This is a genomic window from Amycolatopsis sp. NBC_01286 (genome assembly GCF_035982555.1).
GTDB lineage: Bacteria > Actinomycetota > Actinomycetes > Mycobacteriales > Pseudonocardiaceae > Amycolatopsis.
Map to the genome: position 1 here is coordinate 10,320,140 of NZ_CP108428.1, position 16,794 is coordinate 10,336,933.

The 16,794-nt window shown below is 69.7% G+C and carries 16 protein-coding genes; 2 read left to right on the top strand and 14 right to left on the bottom strand.

All coding sequences use genetic code 11. The features are described 5' to 3' along the window. Nucleotides 1–106: 106 nt before the first annotated feature. Nucleotides 107–934 carry a helix-turn-helix domain-containing protein gene (locus OG570_RS46520; RefSeq protein ID WP_326954922.1) on the top strand — a complete coding sequence of 276 codons (828 nt, stop codon included), beginning with the start codon at nucleotides 107–109 and terminating at the stop codon, nucleotides 932–934. Here OG570_RS46520 and OG570_RS46525 read toward each other — a convergent pair. The 3 genes from OG570_RS46525 to OG570_RS46535 all read right to left on the bottom strand — a co-directional run bounded on the left by OG570_RS46525 (nucleotide 924) and on the right by OG570_RS46535 (nucleotide 4,458). Next, the gene (locus OG570_RS46525) at nucleotides 924–2,030 is read right to left on the bottom strand and encodes an FAD-dependent oxidoreductase (RefSeq protein ID WP_326954923.1); all 1,107 of its coding nucleotides are present in this window, start codon (nucleotides 2,028–2,030) and stop codon (nucleotides 924–926) included. The genes OG570_RS46520 and OG570_RS46525 overlap by 11 nt on opposite strands. Before the next feature lie 79 nt (nucleotides 2,031–2,109). Next, nucleotides 2,110–3,081: a ferritin-like domain-containing protein gene (locus tag OG570_RS46530; protein WP_247063207.1), complete on the bottom strand. Its 972-nt coding sequence runs from the start codon at nucleotides 3,079–3,081 to the stop codon at nucleotides 2,110–2,112. Between the two features lie 129 nt (nucleotides 3,082–3,210). Continuing rightward, the gene (locus OG570_RS46535; RefSeq protein WP_326954924.1) at nucleotides 3,211–4,458 is read right to left on the bottom strand and encodes an aminotransferase class I/II-fold pyridoxal phosphate-dependent enzyme; all 1,248 of its coding nucleotides are present in this window, start codon (nucleotides 4,456–4,458) and stop codon (nucleotides 3,211–3,213) included. Between the two features lie 63 nt (nucleotides 4,459–4,521). On the opposite strand from OG570_RS46535, the gene OG570_RS46540 reads away from it, so the two are divergent. Further along, complete coding sequence (locus OG570_RS46540; RefSeq protein ID WP_326954925.1) at nucleotides 4,522–4,998, top strand: hypothetical protein; 477 nt, start codon at nucleotides 4,522–4,524, stop codon at nucleotides 4,996–4,998. 741 nt (nucleotides 4,999–5,739) lie between these two features. Here OG570_RS46540 and OG570_RS46545 read toward each other — a convergent pair. From OG570_RS46545 to OG570_RS46595, 11 genes are all read right to left on the bottom strand, one after another. Beyond that, entirely contained in the window at nucleotides 5,740–6,969 is a 1,230-nt protein-coding gene (locus OG570_RS46545; protein WP_326954926.1) for an HNH endonuclease signature motif containing protein, read from the bottom strand. A gap of 176 nt (nucleotides 6,970–7,145) precedes the next feature. After that, entirely contained in the window at nucleotides 7,146–7,628 is a 483-nt protein-coding gene (locus tag OG570_RS46550; protein ID WP_326954927.1) for a hypothetical protein, read from the bottom strand. Next, nucleotides 7,625–8,098: a hypothetical protein gene (locus OG570_RS46555; RefSeq protein WP_326947538.1), complete on the bottom strand. Its 474-nt coding sequence runs from the start codon at nucleotides 8,096–8,098 to the stop codon at nucleotides 7,625–7,627. Before OG570_RS46555 ends, OG570_RS46550 begins: the two co-directional genes overlap by 4 nt. After that, entirely contained in the window at nucleotides 8,095–9,330 is a 1,236-nt protein-coding gene (locus OG570_RS46560) for an MCE family protein (protein ID WP_247063200.1), read from the bottom strand. Before OG570_RS46560 ends, OG570_RS46555 begins: the two co-directional genes overlap by 4 nt. Next, nucleotides 9,327–10,499, bottom strand: a complete 1,173-nt coding sequence (locus tag OG570_RS46565) for an MCE family protein (protein WP_326954928.1) — start codon at nucleotides 10,497–10,499, stop codon at nucleotides 9,327–9,329. The genes OG570_RS46560 and OG570_RS46565 overlap by 4 nt, the downstream gene beginning before the upstream one ends. Beyond that, nucleotides 10,496–11,689, bottom strand: coding sequence for an MCE family protein (locus OG570_RS46570; protein ID WP_326954929.1), 1,194 nt, complete (start codon nucleotides 11,687–11,689; stop codon nucleotides 10,496–10,498). Before OG570_RS46570 ends, OG570_RS46565 begins: the two co-directional genes overlap by 4 nt. Next, nucleotides 11,686–12,717 carry an MlaD family protein gene (locus OG570_RS46575; protein WP_326954930.1) on the bottom strand — a complete coding sequence of 344 codons (1,032 nt, stop codon included), beginning with the start codon at nucleotides 12,715–12,717 and terminating at the stop codon, nucleotides 11,686–11,688. Before OG570_RS46575 ends, OG570_RS46570 begins: the two co-directional genes overlap by 4 nt. After that, entirely contained in the window at nucleotides 12,714–13,751 is a 1,038-nt protein-coding gene (locus OG570_RS46580) for an MlaD family protein (protein ID WP_326947533.1), read from the bottom strand. The genes OG570_RS46575 and OG570_RS46580 overlap by 4 nt, the downstream gene beginning before the upstream one ends. After that, entirely contained in the window at nucleotides 13,748–15,082 is a 1,335-nt protein-coding gene (locus OG570_RS46585) for an MCE family protein (protein ID WP_326954931.1), read from the bottom strand. Before OG570_RS46585 ends, OG570_RS46580 begins: the two co-directional genes overlap by 4 nt. Next, nucleotides 15,079–15,936: an MlaE family ABC transporter permease gene (locus OG570_RS46590; protein WP_247063191.1), complete on the bottom strand. Its 858-nt coding sequence runs from the start codon at nucleotides 15,934–15,936 to the stop codon at nucleotides 15,079–15,081. Before OG570_RS46590 ends, OG570_RS46585 begins: the two co-directional genes overlap by 4 nt. After that, nucleotides 15,936–16,724 carry an MlaE family ABC transporter permease gene (locus OG570_RS46595; protein ID WP_247063189.1) on the bottom strand — a complete coding sequence of 263 codons (789 nt, stop codon included), beginning with the start codon at nucleotides 16,722–16,724 and terminating at the stop codon, nucleotides 15,936–15,938. The genes OG570_RS46590 and OG570_RS46595 overlap by 1 nt, the downstream gene beginning before the upstream one ends. Nucleotides 16,725–16,794: the final 70 nt, after the last annotated feature.

The following is a 16,794-nucleotide window of genomic DNA, read 5'->3' on the forward strand; positions in this document are numbered from 1 at the left end:
TCGACCACGACGATCCGCCGGGTGAAGCAGCCGTGCCAGTGCTCCGCTCAGCCAGGGGGATGACAGGACCCCCCACATCGGGTGACCTCGGCTTATCGTGGGGCCCATGGCCGACGACCGGAACCAGCTGGGCGCGTTCCTGCGGGCGCGCCGCGAGCTCGTCACCCCCGAAGAGGCGGGGGTGCCCGTGGTGGGGCTGCGCCGGGTGCCCGGGCTGCGGCGCGAGGAGGTCGCGATGCTGGCCGGGATCAGCGCCGACTACTACCTGCGGCTGGAACGCGGCCGCGACCGCAGCCCGTCCGCGCAGGTCCTGCGGTCCCTGGCCCGGGTGTTCCGGCTGGACGACGACTCGACGGCGTACCTGCTCGGCCTCGCCGGGGACGCGCCTCGCCGGCCCCGTCGGCGGCGCCGGGAGACCGTGCCGCCCAGCACCGCCGCGTTCCTGACGATGCTGCCCGTGCCCGCCTTCGTCGAGGGCCGCTACCTGGACGTGTTGGCGGCCAATCCCCTGGCCACGGCCCTGTCACCCTGCCTGGTCCCCGGGGCCAACCGGCTCCGCGACGTCCTGCTCGACCCCGGCGAGCAGGCTCTGTTCGTCGGCTGGGAGAGGGCGGCCGAGGTGCTGGTCGCGCACCTGCGCGAGGCGGCCGGCACCGACACCGACGACGCCCGGTTCGTCGAGCTCGTCGGCGAGCTCTCCCTGGCCAGCCCGCTCTTCCGCCGCCTGTGGGCCCGCCACGACGTCCGCGCGCGGGGAGCGGCCGCGATCACCTTCCACCACCCGCAGCTCGGCGAGATCACCCTGAACCGCGAGAAACTCCTGGTCAGCGGGACCGACGGGGTCATGCTGGTCGCCTACCACGCCACGCCCGGCACCGAGGCGGACAAGCTGGCGTTGCTCAGCGCGACGGTCGCGGACCGCGTCAGCCGGTGACCTTCGCGTCCCAGTCGATGTGGTGCGAGTACAGCCAATCCCGCTCTTCGCCGACGTCCTGGCCCGCGCTCGCCGCCACCAGCTTCTCGACGCGCTCGCGCCGCAACCCTTCGTACGCGGCGAACGCCGAGACCGGGTCCGGCAGGTCACGCAGGCACTTCGCCAGCACGACGCTGTCCTCCAGGGCCATCGACGCGCCCTGGCCCGCGGCCGGGGACGCCGCGTGGGCCGCGTCGCCGGCCAGCACCATCTCCGGCGTCGACCACAGCCGTGTCTCGGGGACGTCGTAGGAGTGACCGCCGAAGACCTCGTCGCCCGTGGCCGCGATGATGTCCGCGCAGGGCAACGGTTCCCCGGCGAACGCCGCGTGTGCGAACGCGCGCCAGCCGGCCGGGGTGACCGCCGCGATCTCGGCGCGGGGCCGCTCCGCGTCCGGGATGCGGGCGAACCAGAACGTCGCGCCGTCCGGGTCGGTCGTGAAGCCGAAGGCCGCCTTGCTGCCGCGGACCATCCGGTAGATCCCCGGCGCCGCGGGCAGGCCTTCGGCGCGCGTGTAGCCGTAGACGACGGTCAGCCCGGTGTAGCGCGGCTCGTCGGCGGCCGGGTCGATCAGGCGCCGCACCACCGAACGCAGTCCGTCGGCGCCGACCAGGACGTCACCCGTTTCGGTGACGCCGTCGGCGAACTCCGCCGTGACGCCGCCTGGGACGGTTTTGGCGCCGGTCAGCCGCCGGCCGCGCTCGATCGCGATCCCCCGGCGCGCCGCTTCGTCCTGCAGGACGCGGTAGAGCGTCGCGCGGGTGAGCGTGCGCGGGCCGTCGAGCCCCTCGGTGTCGAACTCCCGCCGTCCCACGGTTTCCCCGGTCGGGACGACGAGCTCGACCCCGAACGCGGCGAAGGACGCGTCGATCACCGGCCCGTCGGCGCCGATCGCCCGCAGGGCGTCCATGCCGTTGTGCATGAGCGTCAGGAACGCGCCGATGTCTTCCCCGCCCGAAGCGTGGGCCTCGAACACGACCGGGTCGTGTCCCGCCAGCTTCAGCGCCATCGCCGTGACCGTGCCGGAAATCCCGCCACCCGCGACCAGTACCCGCACCCCGCGCCCCCCGAGAAACTCCGCCGTGAACTCCGCATGCCGCCGTGCACGACGTTACCGTGACGGCGGCACGCGGCGCTCACTCCTTGGCACCGCTGGTGGCGATGTCGCCGTTGAGGCCGCGCGGGAAGAAGCCGCCCGAGGAGACCTTGTCCGGGTTCAGGTAGGCGATGTTGAGCACGCGGTCGGCGGAGCGGCCGAACGCGATGCCGTTGGCGTCGGCGGGGACGAGGTTGGCCTTGCCGTCCTTGAGCACGCCCTCGTCGTCGTCCGCCTTGCCGTCGAGGCTGTCGCGGGCGTCGGAGATCTTGTTGGTGACGTCGCCGAGGCCGCGTTCGAACAGCTGCGAGCGCACGATGCCCGCGTGGTACGCCTCGACCGCGAGGATGCCGGCCGCCGCGTCGAGGAACGTCTTGTTGTTCACCAGCGGGGCCGCGCCCTTGTACGCCGAGACTCCGACGTCCTCGAAGAGGTAGGCCGCGAGCAGGAAGTTGTTCTCGCTCGCGAACGGGTCGAACGTCTGGTACTGGTTGATGATCCCGGCGGCTTGCATGGCCGCGGTGAAGCTGTTCTGGAAGTCGATCTCCGGCTGCGCGACGGCGGCCTTGTCGAGCGCCTTGCGCAGGAACGTGACGTGGGCGACCTCGTCGCCGGCGATCTCCTGCGCGATCTGCTTGGTGTGCTCGCTCTTGAACTGCACCGCGTGCCCGCCGGAGACCTTGCCGAGGTTGCCGACGCCGTTGATGTACTTGTCGTTCAGCCCGTAGCCGTAGACCGCGAACGAGTAGAGGTTCGCTTCCAGGTACTCCAGGTTGAGCGCGAAGTTCAGCACCGCGGCGTCGCTGGCCGCTTCCTTCGCGGCGTCGCCCTGCTCCGGGTACTGCGATGTCGCACCGGCCGAGCCGAGGCCCAAGGACAGCGCGGTACCGAGCGCGCCGGCGCCCGCGACGCCGAGCCCCGCCGCTCCCGCAGCCTTCAGAAAGCGGCGGCGGTCGGTCGCGTTCTCCGCGCTGCGCTCGATCAGCTGCTGTGTGTAGCGTTTTCCGAACACCGGGGGACGTCCTCTCGTGACGAGTTCGTCCACCTCACCCACCGGTCATACGTACCCGGACGGCCCCCGGCTCGGTCAAAACGGAAAAAAGTTCTTGCCGGTTTTGTTTGCCCTGGTCAGGGGCCCAGATCAGGAACGCTGCGCTGCGGCGAGCCGGACGCAGACGGCCAGCGCGCGGACAGCCTCTTCGACGTCGGCGAGCTCCGGGAACGTCGGCGCGACGCGGATGACGGCGTCGGCCGGGTCGTCGCCGTGCGGGTGCGTCGCGCCGGCGGGGGTCAGCGCGACCCCGGCCTCCTTGGCCAGCCGCACGACCTCCTTCGCGGTGCCCTCGGGCACGGTCAGCGACACGAAGTAGCCCCCGGTCGGCTTGGTCCAGGAGACCAGGCCGGAGTCGCCGAGCTCTTCGGTGAGGATGCGGTCGACGGCCTCGAACTTCGGGCCGATGACCTCGGCGTGCTTGCGCATGTGCGCGCGGACGCCGTCCTCGTCCTTGAGGAACAGCGCGTGGCGGAGCTGGTTGACCTTGTCGGAGCCGATGGTGCGCTTGCCGATCAGGCCGGTCCACCAGGCGAGGTTGGCCTCGGACGCGCCGAAGAAGCCGACGCCGCCACCGGCGTAGGTGATCTTCGAGGTCGAGCCGAAGACGAACGGGCGGTCGGCGTGGCCGGCCTCGGCGCTGAGCGCGAGGATGTCGGCGAGGGCCGGCTCGTCGTCGGTCAGGTGGTGCACGGCGTAGGCGTTGTCCCAGAAGATCCGGAAGTCCGGCGCCGCGGTGGTCATCGTGGCCAGCCGGCGCACGACGTCGTCACTGAACGTGACGCCGGTCGGGTTGCTGTACTTCGGCACGCACCAGATGCCCTTGATCCCGGCGTCCTCGGCGACGAGCCGCTCGACGACGTCCATGTCCGGGCCCTCGTCGGTCATCGGGACCGGGATGAGCTCGATGCCGAACCGCTCGGTGAGCGCGAAGTGCCGGTCGTAGCCCGGGACGGGCGCGAGGAACGCGACGCGCGGCTCGTCGGCCCAGCGGCGCTCGGCGCCGGGGACCTTGCTGAGCAGGGCGTGCACGACGGCGTCGTGCATCAGCTCGAGGCTGGAGTTGCCCGCGGCGAGCAGCTGCTCGGCCGGCACCTGCAGGGCGCCGGCGAAGATGCGCCGGAGCTCCGGCAGGCCCTTGAGGCCGCCGTAGTTGCGGACGTCGGTGCCGTCCTCGGCCTTGAAGGAGCCGTCACCGGGGAGAGCGAGCAGCGCGTTCGCGAGGTCGAGCTGCTCGGGAGCCGGCTTGCCACGGGTGATGTCGAGCGAGAGGCCGCGGTCGACGAGGGCCGCGTAGTCGGCGCGGGCCGTGTCGACGTCGACGGAAGCAGAGGTCATGGTGTCAACGCTAAACCCGGCGTCGATACCATTTCGGGGCGGGTCCTGGCTAGGGTGGTTGGTGTGCACCTAGTCGTCCACGCCGACCAGCGCCAGTTCTCGGTCCGCGATTCCGGGTCGAAGCTGAACGGCAGCGGCTGGACCGAGCAGGCGGTGGACAACCGCCTGGCCGCGGAGCCGGCCGGCCTCGCGATAGTGACGGCCCGCTCGGACCTGGTGGAGTCATCGGTGACGCTCACGCCCGGTCCACCGCCGGTGCTGGTCGCGGCCGAGCACGTCGTGGAAGCAGATCTTCCGGTGCCGAGCGGGAAACTCGTGATTTCCGGGCCCGCGGACTACCCGTCGCAGGAAAGGTTCTTCTCGGTGCTGCCGGGGCTGTACCGGGCGCGGGTGTCGTACGTCCCGGCCGGGCCGCCGGCGACGGAGTGGAACGAGCACGAGTTCGGCGAGCACTTCCGGTACGTGGTGGAGATGTGGCCGGCGTCAGCGCCCTCGGAGGTCAAGGTGCTGAGGCAGGGCGCGACCGTCTGGGATGGCTAGTGCCGCGGGTCTGGCAATGTGTTTGGTCCAGGTCACTACGGCATGGAGAGCGACCGCGGAGCGGCAGACGATGGCGAGTTTGCAGTAGCGGGTGGGCGCCCGCCGCGGGAACCGCGGCGTTTGCGGTGCCCGGCCTGGTCAGCTGGCTCAGGCCTCGCCGCAGTGATGCCCGCGGGCACGCAAATGTCCGCGGATCGCCCGAGACGAGTAAGCCTTGTCTCCGCGGACACAGTCGGGGCGCCTGCGGGCTCGGTTCGACGGATTACCAAGTGCCGCATCAAGTGCGGGAACATCGATGCGTCCGCGGCTTGCCCGGGACCGGTCAACGTCACCAGTGGTCGGCCGTTCCCGTCGACGAGGTGGTGCACTGTGGTGCTTCAAGCGCCCCGGAACGCCTGATCGCGTGATCAGGCGGATCGCTGAGCAGATCAGCGCCGCGGGTCTGAGGTGGCCGCGGGGTGTCGATGGAGGATTCGGGACGCTGGGCGTCCAGAAAGCTCCATCCACCAAAGCTGAGGACTCGGCCGCTGCGGGGCTCTGACGGCGGCACCTTCAGGAAGCCTGGTGTTGCGCGTCGACAGCGGTCTGGCATCGCGTTCCAGGACGGGGCCCGTTGATAGGGCTCGGCGAGCGAAACCGTTCCGCTCGTCGCAGGCGAGGGGGGATCTTCGGCTCGGGCCGAACACCGGGCATGGGTTTGGGCCCGGAGCCGGTGGCTTCGGGCCTTTCCCTGTTGGTTGGTCAGGCTGCGAATGGCAGTGGTTGGTGGATGTTGTTGCGCCTGGGTCTTCGGTGCTTGTCCAGGAACGCTGGTGGCAGGAACTCGGGTAGGCCGTCGGTGGCGGTGCGGACTTCCCAGCCTGAACGGTGCAGTAGCCGGTGGTGGTGGGCGCACAGCAGGACCAGGTTGGTCAGGTCCGTGGGGCCGCCGTCGGCCCAGTGGCGGATGTGGTGGCCCTGGCAGTGGCGTGGCGGGCGGTGGCAGCCGGGGAAGGCGCAGCCTCGGTCGCGCAGGAACAGCGCTCGGCGCAGCCCGGCGGAGATCAGGCGGCGTAGGCGGCCCAGGTTCAGGGGTTCGCTCTTCTCGCCCAGGACCGCCGGGATGAGCATGGCGTCGCAGGCGTGGACCCGGGCTTCGGCCGCGGTCATGGTGCCGGTGTCGCCGAGGGTGGCCTGGCCGACCCCGGACTTCAGATCCGCCAGGGAGACCGCGACCATCACGTGGGCTCGTTCGCCGGCCTGCGTCGGCAGGTCCGGGGAGTTCAACGCGAGGTCGACGGCGTCGGAGAAGGCGTCGCCGTAACGTTCCTGCGGAGAGCGGAAGTCCGCGCCCTCGTCGCTGCAGCGACGCTCGGCCAGCGAGTCGAGCAAGGCACTGGCCCGGGTGCCGGTCTCGTCGTCGAGGCGACCGTGCAGCTCCCAAACCCCGGATCTCTTACGCCGCAGCGAAAGCTCCCGGGTGGGCAAGGAAGGTTCGGCCTCATCGGGTTCGGCACCATCAGGATCGAGATGGGCCACAATCCGCGCCCCTAAAGCAGCAACCTGCTTGTGCCCAGCCTCGGAAGCGAAGGAAAGCAGGCTCTGTTCGACGTCATCACGATGCTCGGACGAAACCTGAGCCAACACTTCGACGACGGCGTCGATCATCGGATTGCTCAACGATCCACCAGCAGCAAGAACCCCAGTAGCCGAAGCAACAGCGGACACCGGACTGCCATCAACAGCACGCCCAGCATTTAGAGCGGAAGCTCGTTTCACCACACGATCGGCAGCAGCCTTAGGAACATCGGCAAGATGCTCGAACAACCGGGCAACAGAACGATACCCAAACAGCTCCATCAAACCACGAGACTCGATTTCAACCAGCAGCGAACCAATCTCAGCCTCAGCAGACCGCACCACACCGAGCAGCGAGCTGACGCGATCGGCCAAGGCCACCGCATCCGCTCTCCACACCGCTTCACCGTCCACACACCAAGATTACCGCCAGACGAACACATGTTCATCACACGAACGGATGATCACGGCAGGGGTACCCGCTGCGTGGGGAATCGGCGCTGCCGAACACATCGAGAAGCAACCATGAGAAGCGCCGATTTCCTACGCCACGGCGAAGCCGCATCTTGAAGGAGAGGAACCCGGTGGCCCTAAAGCGCAGTCAGCGTAGCCAACTTCCAACGACCGTCCACACGCTTAGCAGTCACAGAGAGCTGAGCCACCGAAGAAGACGGCGCTCCCCCACCTTGGGTAACCGTCTGCTGGTCAAGAAACAACAGCACCGAAGCCTCATCCCCGACCAACGAACGAACCCCGACAGCCCGAACCGTAGTAGTGCGGATCAGCTTCCCCGCAGCAGCCCGAGTACGAGCCGAGGCGAACTGAGCCTGGTACTGACGAACAGCATCACCGACCAGATACTCCGACGCCGCGCGTTCGGTGCGAGCCAGATTCGCGTAGTCGTAAGAGAAAACCGCCTTCACCGCTTCGCTCACGTCAGCGGAAACCGAAGCAGTCGCCGCAGTGTCGACCAAAGCCGCGTTGTCGGACGAAGACAGCGAAGCCGTCTCGACGCCGAACCAGACCGCGCAGCCCAACGCCACGACCACCACCGCCGTAAGGAAACGTTTCATGAGCCCGCCGCCTGGACACCCGCGATCTTCCAGTCGGCGCCGGACCGGGTGACGTCCACCGTCAGACGGCTCATGCGCGCAGCGGCAGGAGAACCACCCGTCGAGACCCGGACGTCCAGCACCGCCAGCAACCGCGCCGAGCCCGCCGAGACGTCGATCTCCGTGACCGCCGCCTCCACCAGCGACGCCGTCGACACGGTGCGCGCCGTCGACGCGCGGTCGATCTGCAGCTGCCGGTCGCCCGTGAGGTCCTTGCCGTACTGGCCCGCCGTAGCGGCAATCCAGCGGTCGACGTCCGCGCCCGCGTTGCGGTAGTCGATCGTGTTGAGCGTGACCAGCTCCGGCCCCGCCGCCGCCAGCACGGCGTCACGCGCGCGGCCGCGCGCCAAGGAGTCGTCCGACGCCGCGTGCCACCACGACCAGCCGGCGAAAGCGGCCACCAGCACGGCGACGACGGCCAAGATCTTCACGACACGCCCAGCAGCTTGCCCAGCCCGCCCGCCGACGGCCCGGTCAGCAGGCTCAGCATCCCCGGCAGCTGGGCCTGCGAAGGGGCCGACGCGGTCTGCGAAGGCGCGGCCGGGATCGACGGCGGCTTCCCCGCGTACGGCGCGTTCTGCGACCCGCGCACCCCCGTCGGGCTGCCCGGCGGCTCCGCGCAGTAGGCGTTCATGTTCACCGGCGCCTCGGACGTGTCGTTCGCCGGACGCTCTTTCGTGCCTTCGTAGCCCTTCGTGCACGAAGCCGGGTCGAAGAAGTTGAACACCACGCCGAGGTGCCCCGTGCCGTCCGGGGACGTCGACGGCGAGAACGCCGAGATGATCGGGTACGCCACCAGCAGCTCCTCGACGGCGTCCTTGCGCGACGACGTGATCTGCGCGGTGGTCAGCAGGTTCGCGAACAGCACGCCCAGGTCGGTGCCGGACGCCGCGAGCACGTCGCTGATCTGCCGGCTCAGCTGCGGCGCCTCGGAGATCACGCGCCGCAGGTCCGGATCGGACGTCTTCAGCTGGCCCGCGATCGTGCGCAGCCCGCTCGCGAAGTCGGTGATGTTCGCGGCCTGCCGTTCCTGCGTGGTCAGCACGATCCGCGAGTTCGCCAGCAGCCCTTGGGTCTGCGGGACGTACTGCGCGGCCTCCGCGGTGAGCGAACCCGTGCTGTCCAGCAGCTGCTGCAGCTGCGGACCCGCCCCGGCGAACGCGTTGTACGTCTCGTCGACGACCGTGCGCAGCGAGTCCGGGTGGACGCTCGCGACGAGGTCGTCGAGGTGGGTCAGCACGGTGTCCGGTGACGGCGGCAGCGACGTCTTGTCCGGCGTGATCACCGAGCCGTCCTGCAGGTACGGGCCGCCGTCGTGCTGCGGGAGCAGGTCGACGAACTGCTCCCCCACCGCCGAGCGGTTCGCGACCTGCGCGTGCGCGTCGGCCGGGATGTCCGGGCCGCCGGAGTCGATGTCGAGCGCGACGTCGACGCCGTGGTCGGTGAGCGTCATCGACGTCACCCGCCCGACCGTGACGCCGCGGTAGGCGACCTCGGAGTTGACGAAGATGCCGCCGGAGTCGGTCAGCTGCGCGGTGACGACGTACCCGCGGCTGCCGAAGAGCCGGTCCAGCCCGGCGTACTTGCCGCCCGCGTACACGACTGAAACGACCGCGATGACGACGAACGCGATCAGCTGGATGCGGGTCTTGCGCGTGATCACTTGCCACCGCCGATCAGGCCCAGCAGGCCGCCCAGCAGCTCGGTGCCGCCGCTCTGCCCGGTCACCGCCCCGAGGTCGGGCAGGGGCAACGGCGGCGGTGCGGCGGTGCCGGTGCCGGTGGACGGCACGCCGCCGATGGTGTTGGGCAGCGCGATCGGCGGCTGCGACGAGTTCGTGAAGTTCTGGATCAGCTTGTCGAGATCCAGGTTCACGGTCGCGTCGACGTTCGCGTAGTCGCCCTTGACGACGTTGCCCGCGTAGTCCGGCAGCGGGTAGGTGAGCAGGATCTGCAGCGCGTTCGGCAGGTCCTGACCGGCTTCGCCGAGCTTCGTCAACGTCGGCTGCAGCGTCCTGAGGTTCGCGACCAGCTGGTCACGGCTCTTCGTCACGGTGTCGGTCGCGACGCCGGACAGCGTGGTGAGCGCGTTCAGCATCCCGACGAGCTGGTCGCGCTGGTCGGTGACGATCTTCAGGCCCGGCGCGAGGTTGTCGAGCGCGTTCGACAGGTTCTGCGTCTGGCCGGTGAGCGTCGCCGACAGCTTGCCGAGGCCGTCGATCGCCCGCAGGATCTCGGTTTTGTGCCCGTCGAGCTGCGTCGCCAGTTCGTCCACTCGCGACAGCAGCGCGCGGATCTCCGGCTCGTTGCCCGACAGCGCGTCGTTCAGCTCGTGGCTGATCTTCTGGATCTGCTCGACGCCGCCGCCGTTGAGCAGCAGGGACAGCGCGCCGAGCACCTCCTCGACCTCGGGGTTGCGGTTGGTGCGCCCGAGCGGGATCTGCGCGCCGTCACTCAGCTTCCCGGTGGCCGGCTCCGCGGCCGGCACGCTGAGCTCGACGAACTTCTCGCCCAGAAGTGAAGACTGCTTCAGCTCGGCGTGCGAGGTGGCGGGCAGCGCGACGTCGCCGTTGACGGTCATCGAGACGAGCGCGGACCGCGCGTCCGGCGTCAAAGTGACTTTGTCGACCCGCCCGACCGCGACGTCGTTGACCTTGACGCTCGACTGCGGCACGAGGTCCAGGACGTCGGTGAACAGCGCGGTGACCTGGTACGGATGGTCGCCGACGTCGGCGCCGCCCGGCAGCGGCGTGCCGTAGAGGCCGTTGAACCCGCCGTCGCTGCAGGCCGCCAGCACGAGCACCCCGGCGAGCACGCCCGCGAGCCGCTTCACTTGGCACCGCCGGAAAGCTGTTGCATCACGTCGACGAGCGGGAGTGGCAGCGGCGGCAGTTCGCCGTTCTGCAGGGAGTTCAGCACCTGCGGGATGGTGGGGAGCTTCAGCGCGCCGTCGAGGATCGGCGCGAGCTGCTTGCAGATGCTGCCCAGGGTGTCCGGGATCGGCTTGGGCGTGCCCGCGCTGATCAGCCGGCACACGGTGAGGATCGGCGGGTTGGTCAGCTCGTTGAGGTTGTCGCGCACGGCGATGGTGCCCGACGCCGCGTCGTAGGAGTTGATGAAGTTGGTGGCGCCGGTCGGCGCGATGTCGAGCACCTCGGCCAGCGACGCCCGCTGGTCGACGAGCACCTTCGACAGCGACGCCAGCTTGTCCACATTGGACTCCAGCGCCGTCTTGTTGTCGTTGACGAACTGCTGGACGTCGCCGAGCGCGCCGCCGAGCGACTGCAGCGCGGCGCCGACGTCGGAGGAGTCGTCGGCGAGGAACCGGCTGACGTCGGCGACGCGGCCGTAGAACTCGTTGAGCTGCTGGTCGCTCTGGGCCAGCGCGCCGGTGAAGGAGTTCAGGTTCTGCACGGTCGAGAACAGGTCGTCCTTCGAGCCGTCGAGGGTCTTGGCGAGGTCGGCGAGCTGCCCGACCGTCGAGTTCAGCGAAGCGCCGTTGCCGCGCAGGGCGTCCGCGGCGGTGTCCAGGACGCCCGACAGCGCGCCGTCCTTGTTCGCACCGTTCGGGCCGAGCGCCGTCGACAGCTTGTCCAGGCTGGAGTACAGGTCGTCCAGCTCGACCGGCGTGGCGGTCCGATCGCGCGGCAGCACCGTGCCGGTGGCCAGGACCGGGCCGCTGTCGTAGGCCGGGGTGAGCTGGACGTAGCGGTCGCTGACCAGGCTCGGAGCGACGACGACCGCGCCGACGTCGGCGGGCAGCTGCACCTCGTCGACCTGCATGTCGACGCGCACCGCGTCACCCTGCGGCGTGACGTCGGTGACCCGCCCGACCGGCACGCCGAGCACCCGCACCGACGAACCCGCGTAGAGCCCGACGGTCTTGCCGAAGTACGCCGACAGCTTCGTGCCGGAGGATTCGCGGAACACCAGCCACAGCCCGGCGGTGAGGACCAGCGCGACGACGCAGGCGAAGGCCACCCACGTCGCCAGGCTGCGGCCGCGGTACGTCCGGATCGTCATCGGCGACCCACCCCCTGGTTCGGCGCCGCGATCGGCGGGGTACAGCCCTCGGGGTTGATGGACAGGCCGCCCACGGTGATCGTCGGTGGGAGCAGCCCGCACAGGTAGCCCTCGAACCAGCGGCCGTTGCCGGTCGCGTTCGCGCCGACGCGGGCGAACGGCGCCATCAGCTGCAGGCTCTTGTCGAGGTTGCCCTGGTTGCGCTGCAGGATGTCGGTCACCTTCCCGAGCTTGTCCAGCGTCGGCTTCAGCTGCGTGCGGTTGTCCGCGACCAGCCCGGACAGCTGCTGCGAAAGCTGCTGGGTGCCGGTGAGCAGCGCGTGGATCGCGGTCTTGCGGTTCTGCAGCTCGGTGAGCAGCAGGTTGCCGTCGCTGATCACGCGTTGCAGCTGGGCGTTGCGGTCGGACAGCGTCTTCGACACCTTGCTGGTGTTGGCCAGCAGCGTGTGGAGGTCGGCGTCACGCGAGGACACCGTCTTGGCCAGGGACGACAAGCCGTTCAGCGTGTCCTTCAGGTACTGCGGGCTGTCCTTGAGACTGTCGGACAACGCGTTGAAGCTGTCGGCCAGCTGTTTCGTGTCGATGTCGCCGACCGTGGTGGACAGCTGGTCGAACGCGTCCTGCAGCTGGAACGGCGTGCGCGTGCGGGCCTGCGGGATGGTCGCGTCCGGCTCCTGGGTGCCGTCGCCCTTGGTGTCGAGCGCGAGGTACTTCTCCCCCAGCAGCGTCTTGATCTCGATGGACGCCGTCGTCGCGTCGCCGACGCGGACGCCCTTGACGCGGAACCGGACGAGCACCTGCTTGCCCTTGAGCGTCACGGACGACACCGTGCCGACCTTGACGCCGGCGATCTCGACCTCGTTGTCCGACGCCAGGCCGGCGGACTCGCCGAAGTACGCCGAGTACGTCGTGCCGTTGCCGAAGAACGGGAGCTGGTCGGAGAAGTACGTCGTGGCCGTGACGAGCACGATCAGCACGAGCGTCACCGCGCCGACCGCGGCCTGGTTGCGATCCTTCAGCCGTTTCACGGACCGCACCTCTCCGCGCGCTGGGTGCCCGGGATCGGGATGATCGGCAGGGTGATGTCGAGCGAGGAAATGCCGATGGTGCCGTTGATCCCGCACAGGTAGTAGTTGAACCAGCTGCCGTAGCTCAGGGTCCGGGTGAACTTCTGCAGGTTGCCCGGCAGCACTTCCAGGAGGTGGTTGAGCAGCTCGCCCGAGTCGCCGAGGTTCTGCGACAGCGTGCCGAGCTGCGCGACGTCGTCCTTGAGCGCCGGGCGCGCGTCGGCCAGCAGGCCGGTGGTCGAGACGGCGAGGTCGCCGAGCGCGGTGACGGCGTCGCCGATCGGCTTGCGCTGCTCGGCCAGGCCGCTGACCAGCTTCTGCGTCTGCTCGATGAGGTCGCCGAGCTGCGGGCCGTGGGCGTTGACGGTGCCGAGCACGGTGTTGAGGTTGGCGATCACCTGGCCGATCACCTGGTCCTTGCTCGCGATCGCGGTGGTGAGCGACGCGGTGTGCTGCAGCAGGCTGGTGATCGTGCCGCCCTCGCCCTGGAAGACGCTGATGATCTCGGCCGAGAGCTGGTTGACGTCGTGGGGGCTCAGGGCCTTGAACAGCGGCTTGAACCCGTTGAACAGCACCGTGAGGTTCAACGCGGGCTTGGTGCGCTCGGGCGGGATCGTGCCGCCGTCCGGCAGGGCCTTGTCCCCCGGGACGTCGGTGCCGAGCGCGAGGTAGCGCTGGCCGACCAGGTTCCGGTACTTGATGGTCGCGGTCACCGACTCCGGCAGCCGGTAGGTGTGCTCGACGTCGAACCGCACCTCGGCGAGGTTCCGCTCCCCGACGGCGACGTCGATCGTGTCGACCTGGCCGACCTTCACCCCGGCGATGCGGACGTCGTCGCCTTCCTTGAGCCCGGACGCGTCCGTGAACTTCGCCAGGTACCCCGAGGTGACGCCGAAGTTGGTGTTCGCGATGGTGGCCGCGAGGACGCCGGTGAACAGGACCGTGACGACGGCGAACACCAGCAGCTTCACCAGCGACGGGACGAAACTCCTCACTTGAGCTCCACCTCCGCTCCGCGGTAGAGCGGCCCGACGAGCAGGCCCGCCCAGCCGGGCACCTGGTCCGGCGTGGCGCCGAGCGCGGGTGACGCGAGCAGGGCGATCAGCTCCGACTCGTCGGCCGAGCCGACGATGCTGCCGGACCCGCCGACCGCGCCGCCGCCGGCCGTGACCGGGCCGGGCAGGCTGCCGTCGGGCGACTTCGGCGGCGCGGGCTTGCTGGAGCCGTCCTCGATCGCGCCGTCCGGCGGGTACTGCGGCCAGTGCCCCGGTTTCGGCACCTGCGGGTAGCAGCGGGGGCCGCGCTTGTCGTCGTACTTCGGCTCGTCGACGCCGGGCAGGTACTTGCCGCGGCTGGCGCTGAACTCGATGGTGACGCGGCTGACCTCGGGGTGCGCGGTCCCCTTGCCGAACGCCAGCTCGGCCGGGCCGACCTCACCGGCCAGCTGGTCGAACAGGCACGGGTACTCCGGCGCGTACTTCGCCAGGACGTCCAGCGTCGGCTGGACGGCGGTGGTGAGCCGGATCAGGTTGTCCTTGTTGACCACCAGGAAGTTCGTGAGGTCGACGGCCGCTCCGGTGACGGTCGCGTAGAGGTCGCTCAGCTGCGTGCGCTTCTCGACGATCGTGCGGCTCGTGGTCGTCAGGTCCGACAACGCCTGCAGCAGGTCCGGCGCGGCCTTGTCGTAGGTGGCCGAGACGTTCGCGAGGCCGGTGATGTCGGCCTTGATGTCGGGCAGCGACGGGTTGAGCTTGCCGAGGTAGTCCGAGAGCTGCGAGAGGGTCTGGCCGAGCTGCTTGCCACGGCCGTCGAGCGCGGTCGCCACGGCGGTGAGCGTGCTCGACAGCTTCTCCGGCTGGACGGCCTGCAGCAGCGGCATCACGTCGTCGAGGACCTTCTGCAGCTCGATCGCGCTGCTGCTGCGGTCCTGCGGGATGACGTCGCCGGCTTTGATCGCGGATTCGGGCTTTTCCGGCAGCTGCAGGGCGACGTACCGCTCGCCGAACAGCGTCTTCGGCAGCAGCCGCGCGGAGACGTTCTTCGGGATGACCGACGTCTTGTCCGGATCGAGCGCGAGCTCCAGCTCGGCGTGATCGCCCTTCGCGAGCACTGACCGGACTTCGCCGACGACCACGCCACGGACCTTGACGTCGCCGCCCGTGCGCAGCTGGCTGCCGACGTGGTCCGTCTCGAGCTTCACGAGCGTCACCGCCGTGAACGCCTTGTTGTAGACGGCCAGGGTGAAGGCGATGAACAAGGCGGCGACGAGCAGGAAAGCGAGCCCCAGCACCTGGTACCGGAGCCGCTGCCAGAGTGCCTTCCTCATCCGGAGATCCTCACCGTGGTGTTGGCGCCCCAGATCGCGAGGGACAGGAAGAAGTCCAGGACCGAGATCAGCACGATCGACGTCCGCACCGCGCGGCCCACGGCCACGCCGACACCGGCCGGGCCGCCGCTCGCGGTGTAGCCGTAGTAACAGTGGGACAGGATCACGAGCACGCTGAACACGATCACCTTGCCGAACGACCAGAGCACGTCGCCCGGTGGCAGGAAGAGCGTGAAGTAGTGGTCGTAGGTGCCCGCGGACTGGCCGTAGAGCCAGATGGTGATCTGCCGGGACGCGAGGTAACTCGACAGCAGGCCGACCGCATACAGCGGGATCACCGCGGCGACGCCGGCGAGGACGCGGGTCGTCACCAGGTACGGCATGCTCGGCACGGCCATGACCTCGAGCGCGTCGATCTCCTCGGAGATCCGCATCGCGCCGAGCTGGGCGGTGAAGCCGCAGCCGACCGTCGCGCTCAGGGCGAGCCCGGCCGAGAGCGGCGCGACCTCGCGGGTGTTGAAGTAGGCGGAGATGAACCCGGTGAGCGCGGCCGTGCCGAGCTGGTTGAGCGCGGAGTAGCCCTGGAGGCCGACGATCAGGCCGGTGAACAGCGTCATCCCGATCATCACGCCGAGCGTGCCGCCGATGACCGCCAGGCCGCCGGTGCCGAAGCAGACTTCGGTGAGCAGCCGCAGCGTTTCCCGGCTGTAGCGGCGGATCGTGCGCGGTGACCAGGCGAGCGCCTTCGCGGCGAACGACAGCAGCTGGCCCAGGCCTTCGAGGCTCTGGCCCGGACGCGCGAGGTACTCCAGCGTCCGGTCCTGGTCGGCGCGGTCGATCGGCTCGGCCGTCATCACATGGCCTTCGGCGGGACGATCCGCAGGTAGATCGCGGTGAGCACGACGTTGATGAGGAACAGCAGCAGGAACGTGACGACGACGGCCTGGTTGACGGCGTCGCCGACGCCCTTCGGCCCGGGCGGCGGGTTCAGGCCGCGGAACGCCGCGACGACGCCGGCCACGAAGCCGTACAGCAGCGCCTTGATCTCGCTGATCCAGAGGTCCGGGACCTGGGCGAGCGCGTTGAAGCTGGCCAGGTACGCGCCGGGCGTGCCGCCCTGCAGGACGACGTTGAAGAAGTACCCGCCGAGCACGCCGACGACGCTGACCAAGCCGTTGAGCAGCACCGAAACCACCATGGCGGCCAGCACCCGCGGCACGATCAGGCGCTGGATCGGGTTGACGCCCAGCACCTCCATGGCGTCGATCTCTTCACGGATCTTGCGCGCGCCGATGTCCGCGCACACCGCGCTGCCGCCGGCGCCGGCCACGAGCAACGCCGTGATCAGCGGGCTGGCCTGCTGCACGATGGCCAGCGCGCTGGCCGCGCCGGTGAACGACTGGGCACCGATCTGCGCGGTCAGCGAGCCGAGCTGCAGCGCGATCACCGCGCCGAACGGGATGGCCACCAGCGCGGTCGGCAGGATGGTGACGCTGGCGAAGAACCAGCACTGCTGGATCCACTCGCGGGTCTGGAAGGGGCGCTTGAAGATCGCGCGCAGGACCTCCCAGGAGAGCGTCGCGAGGCGGCCGACCTGCGTCAGCGCCGCGGTTCCCGGGAGCGTGCCAGTGCTGTCGCTCACCACACCTCCCCGAAGTAGTCGCTCACCCCCGAGTGTTCTCCATACCCGGTGTCCGCTTTTCGTTAGCGGT

Coding starts and splice junctions, on each gene's coding strand:
- OG570_RS46520 (WP_326954922.1), top strand. CDS start 107: ATGGCCGACGACCGGAACCAGCTGGGCGCGTTCCTGCGGGCGCGCCGC.
- OG570_RS46585 (WP_326954931.1), bottom strand. CDS start 15,082: ATGAGGAAGGCACTCTGGCAGCGGCTCCGGTACCAGGTGCTGGGGCTC.
- OG570_RS46570 (WP_326954929.1), bottom strand. CDS start 11,689: ATGACGATCCGGACGTACCGCGGCCGCAGCCTGGCGACGTGGGTGGCC.
- OG570_RS46535 (WP_326954924.1), bottom strand. CDS start 4,458: ATGACCTCTGCTTCCGTCGACGTCGACACGGCCCGCGCCGACTACGCG.
- OG570_RS46590 (WP_247063191.1), bottom strand. CDS start 15,936: ATGACGGCCGAGCCGATCGACCGCGCCGACCAGGACCGGACGCTGGAG.
- OG570_RS46550 (WP_326954927.1), bottom strand. CDS start 7,628: ATGAAACGTTTCCTTACGGCGGTGGTGGTCGTGGCGTTGGGCTGCGCG.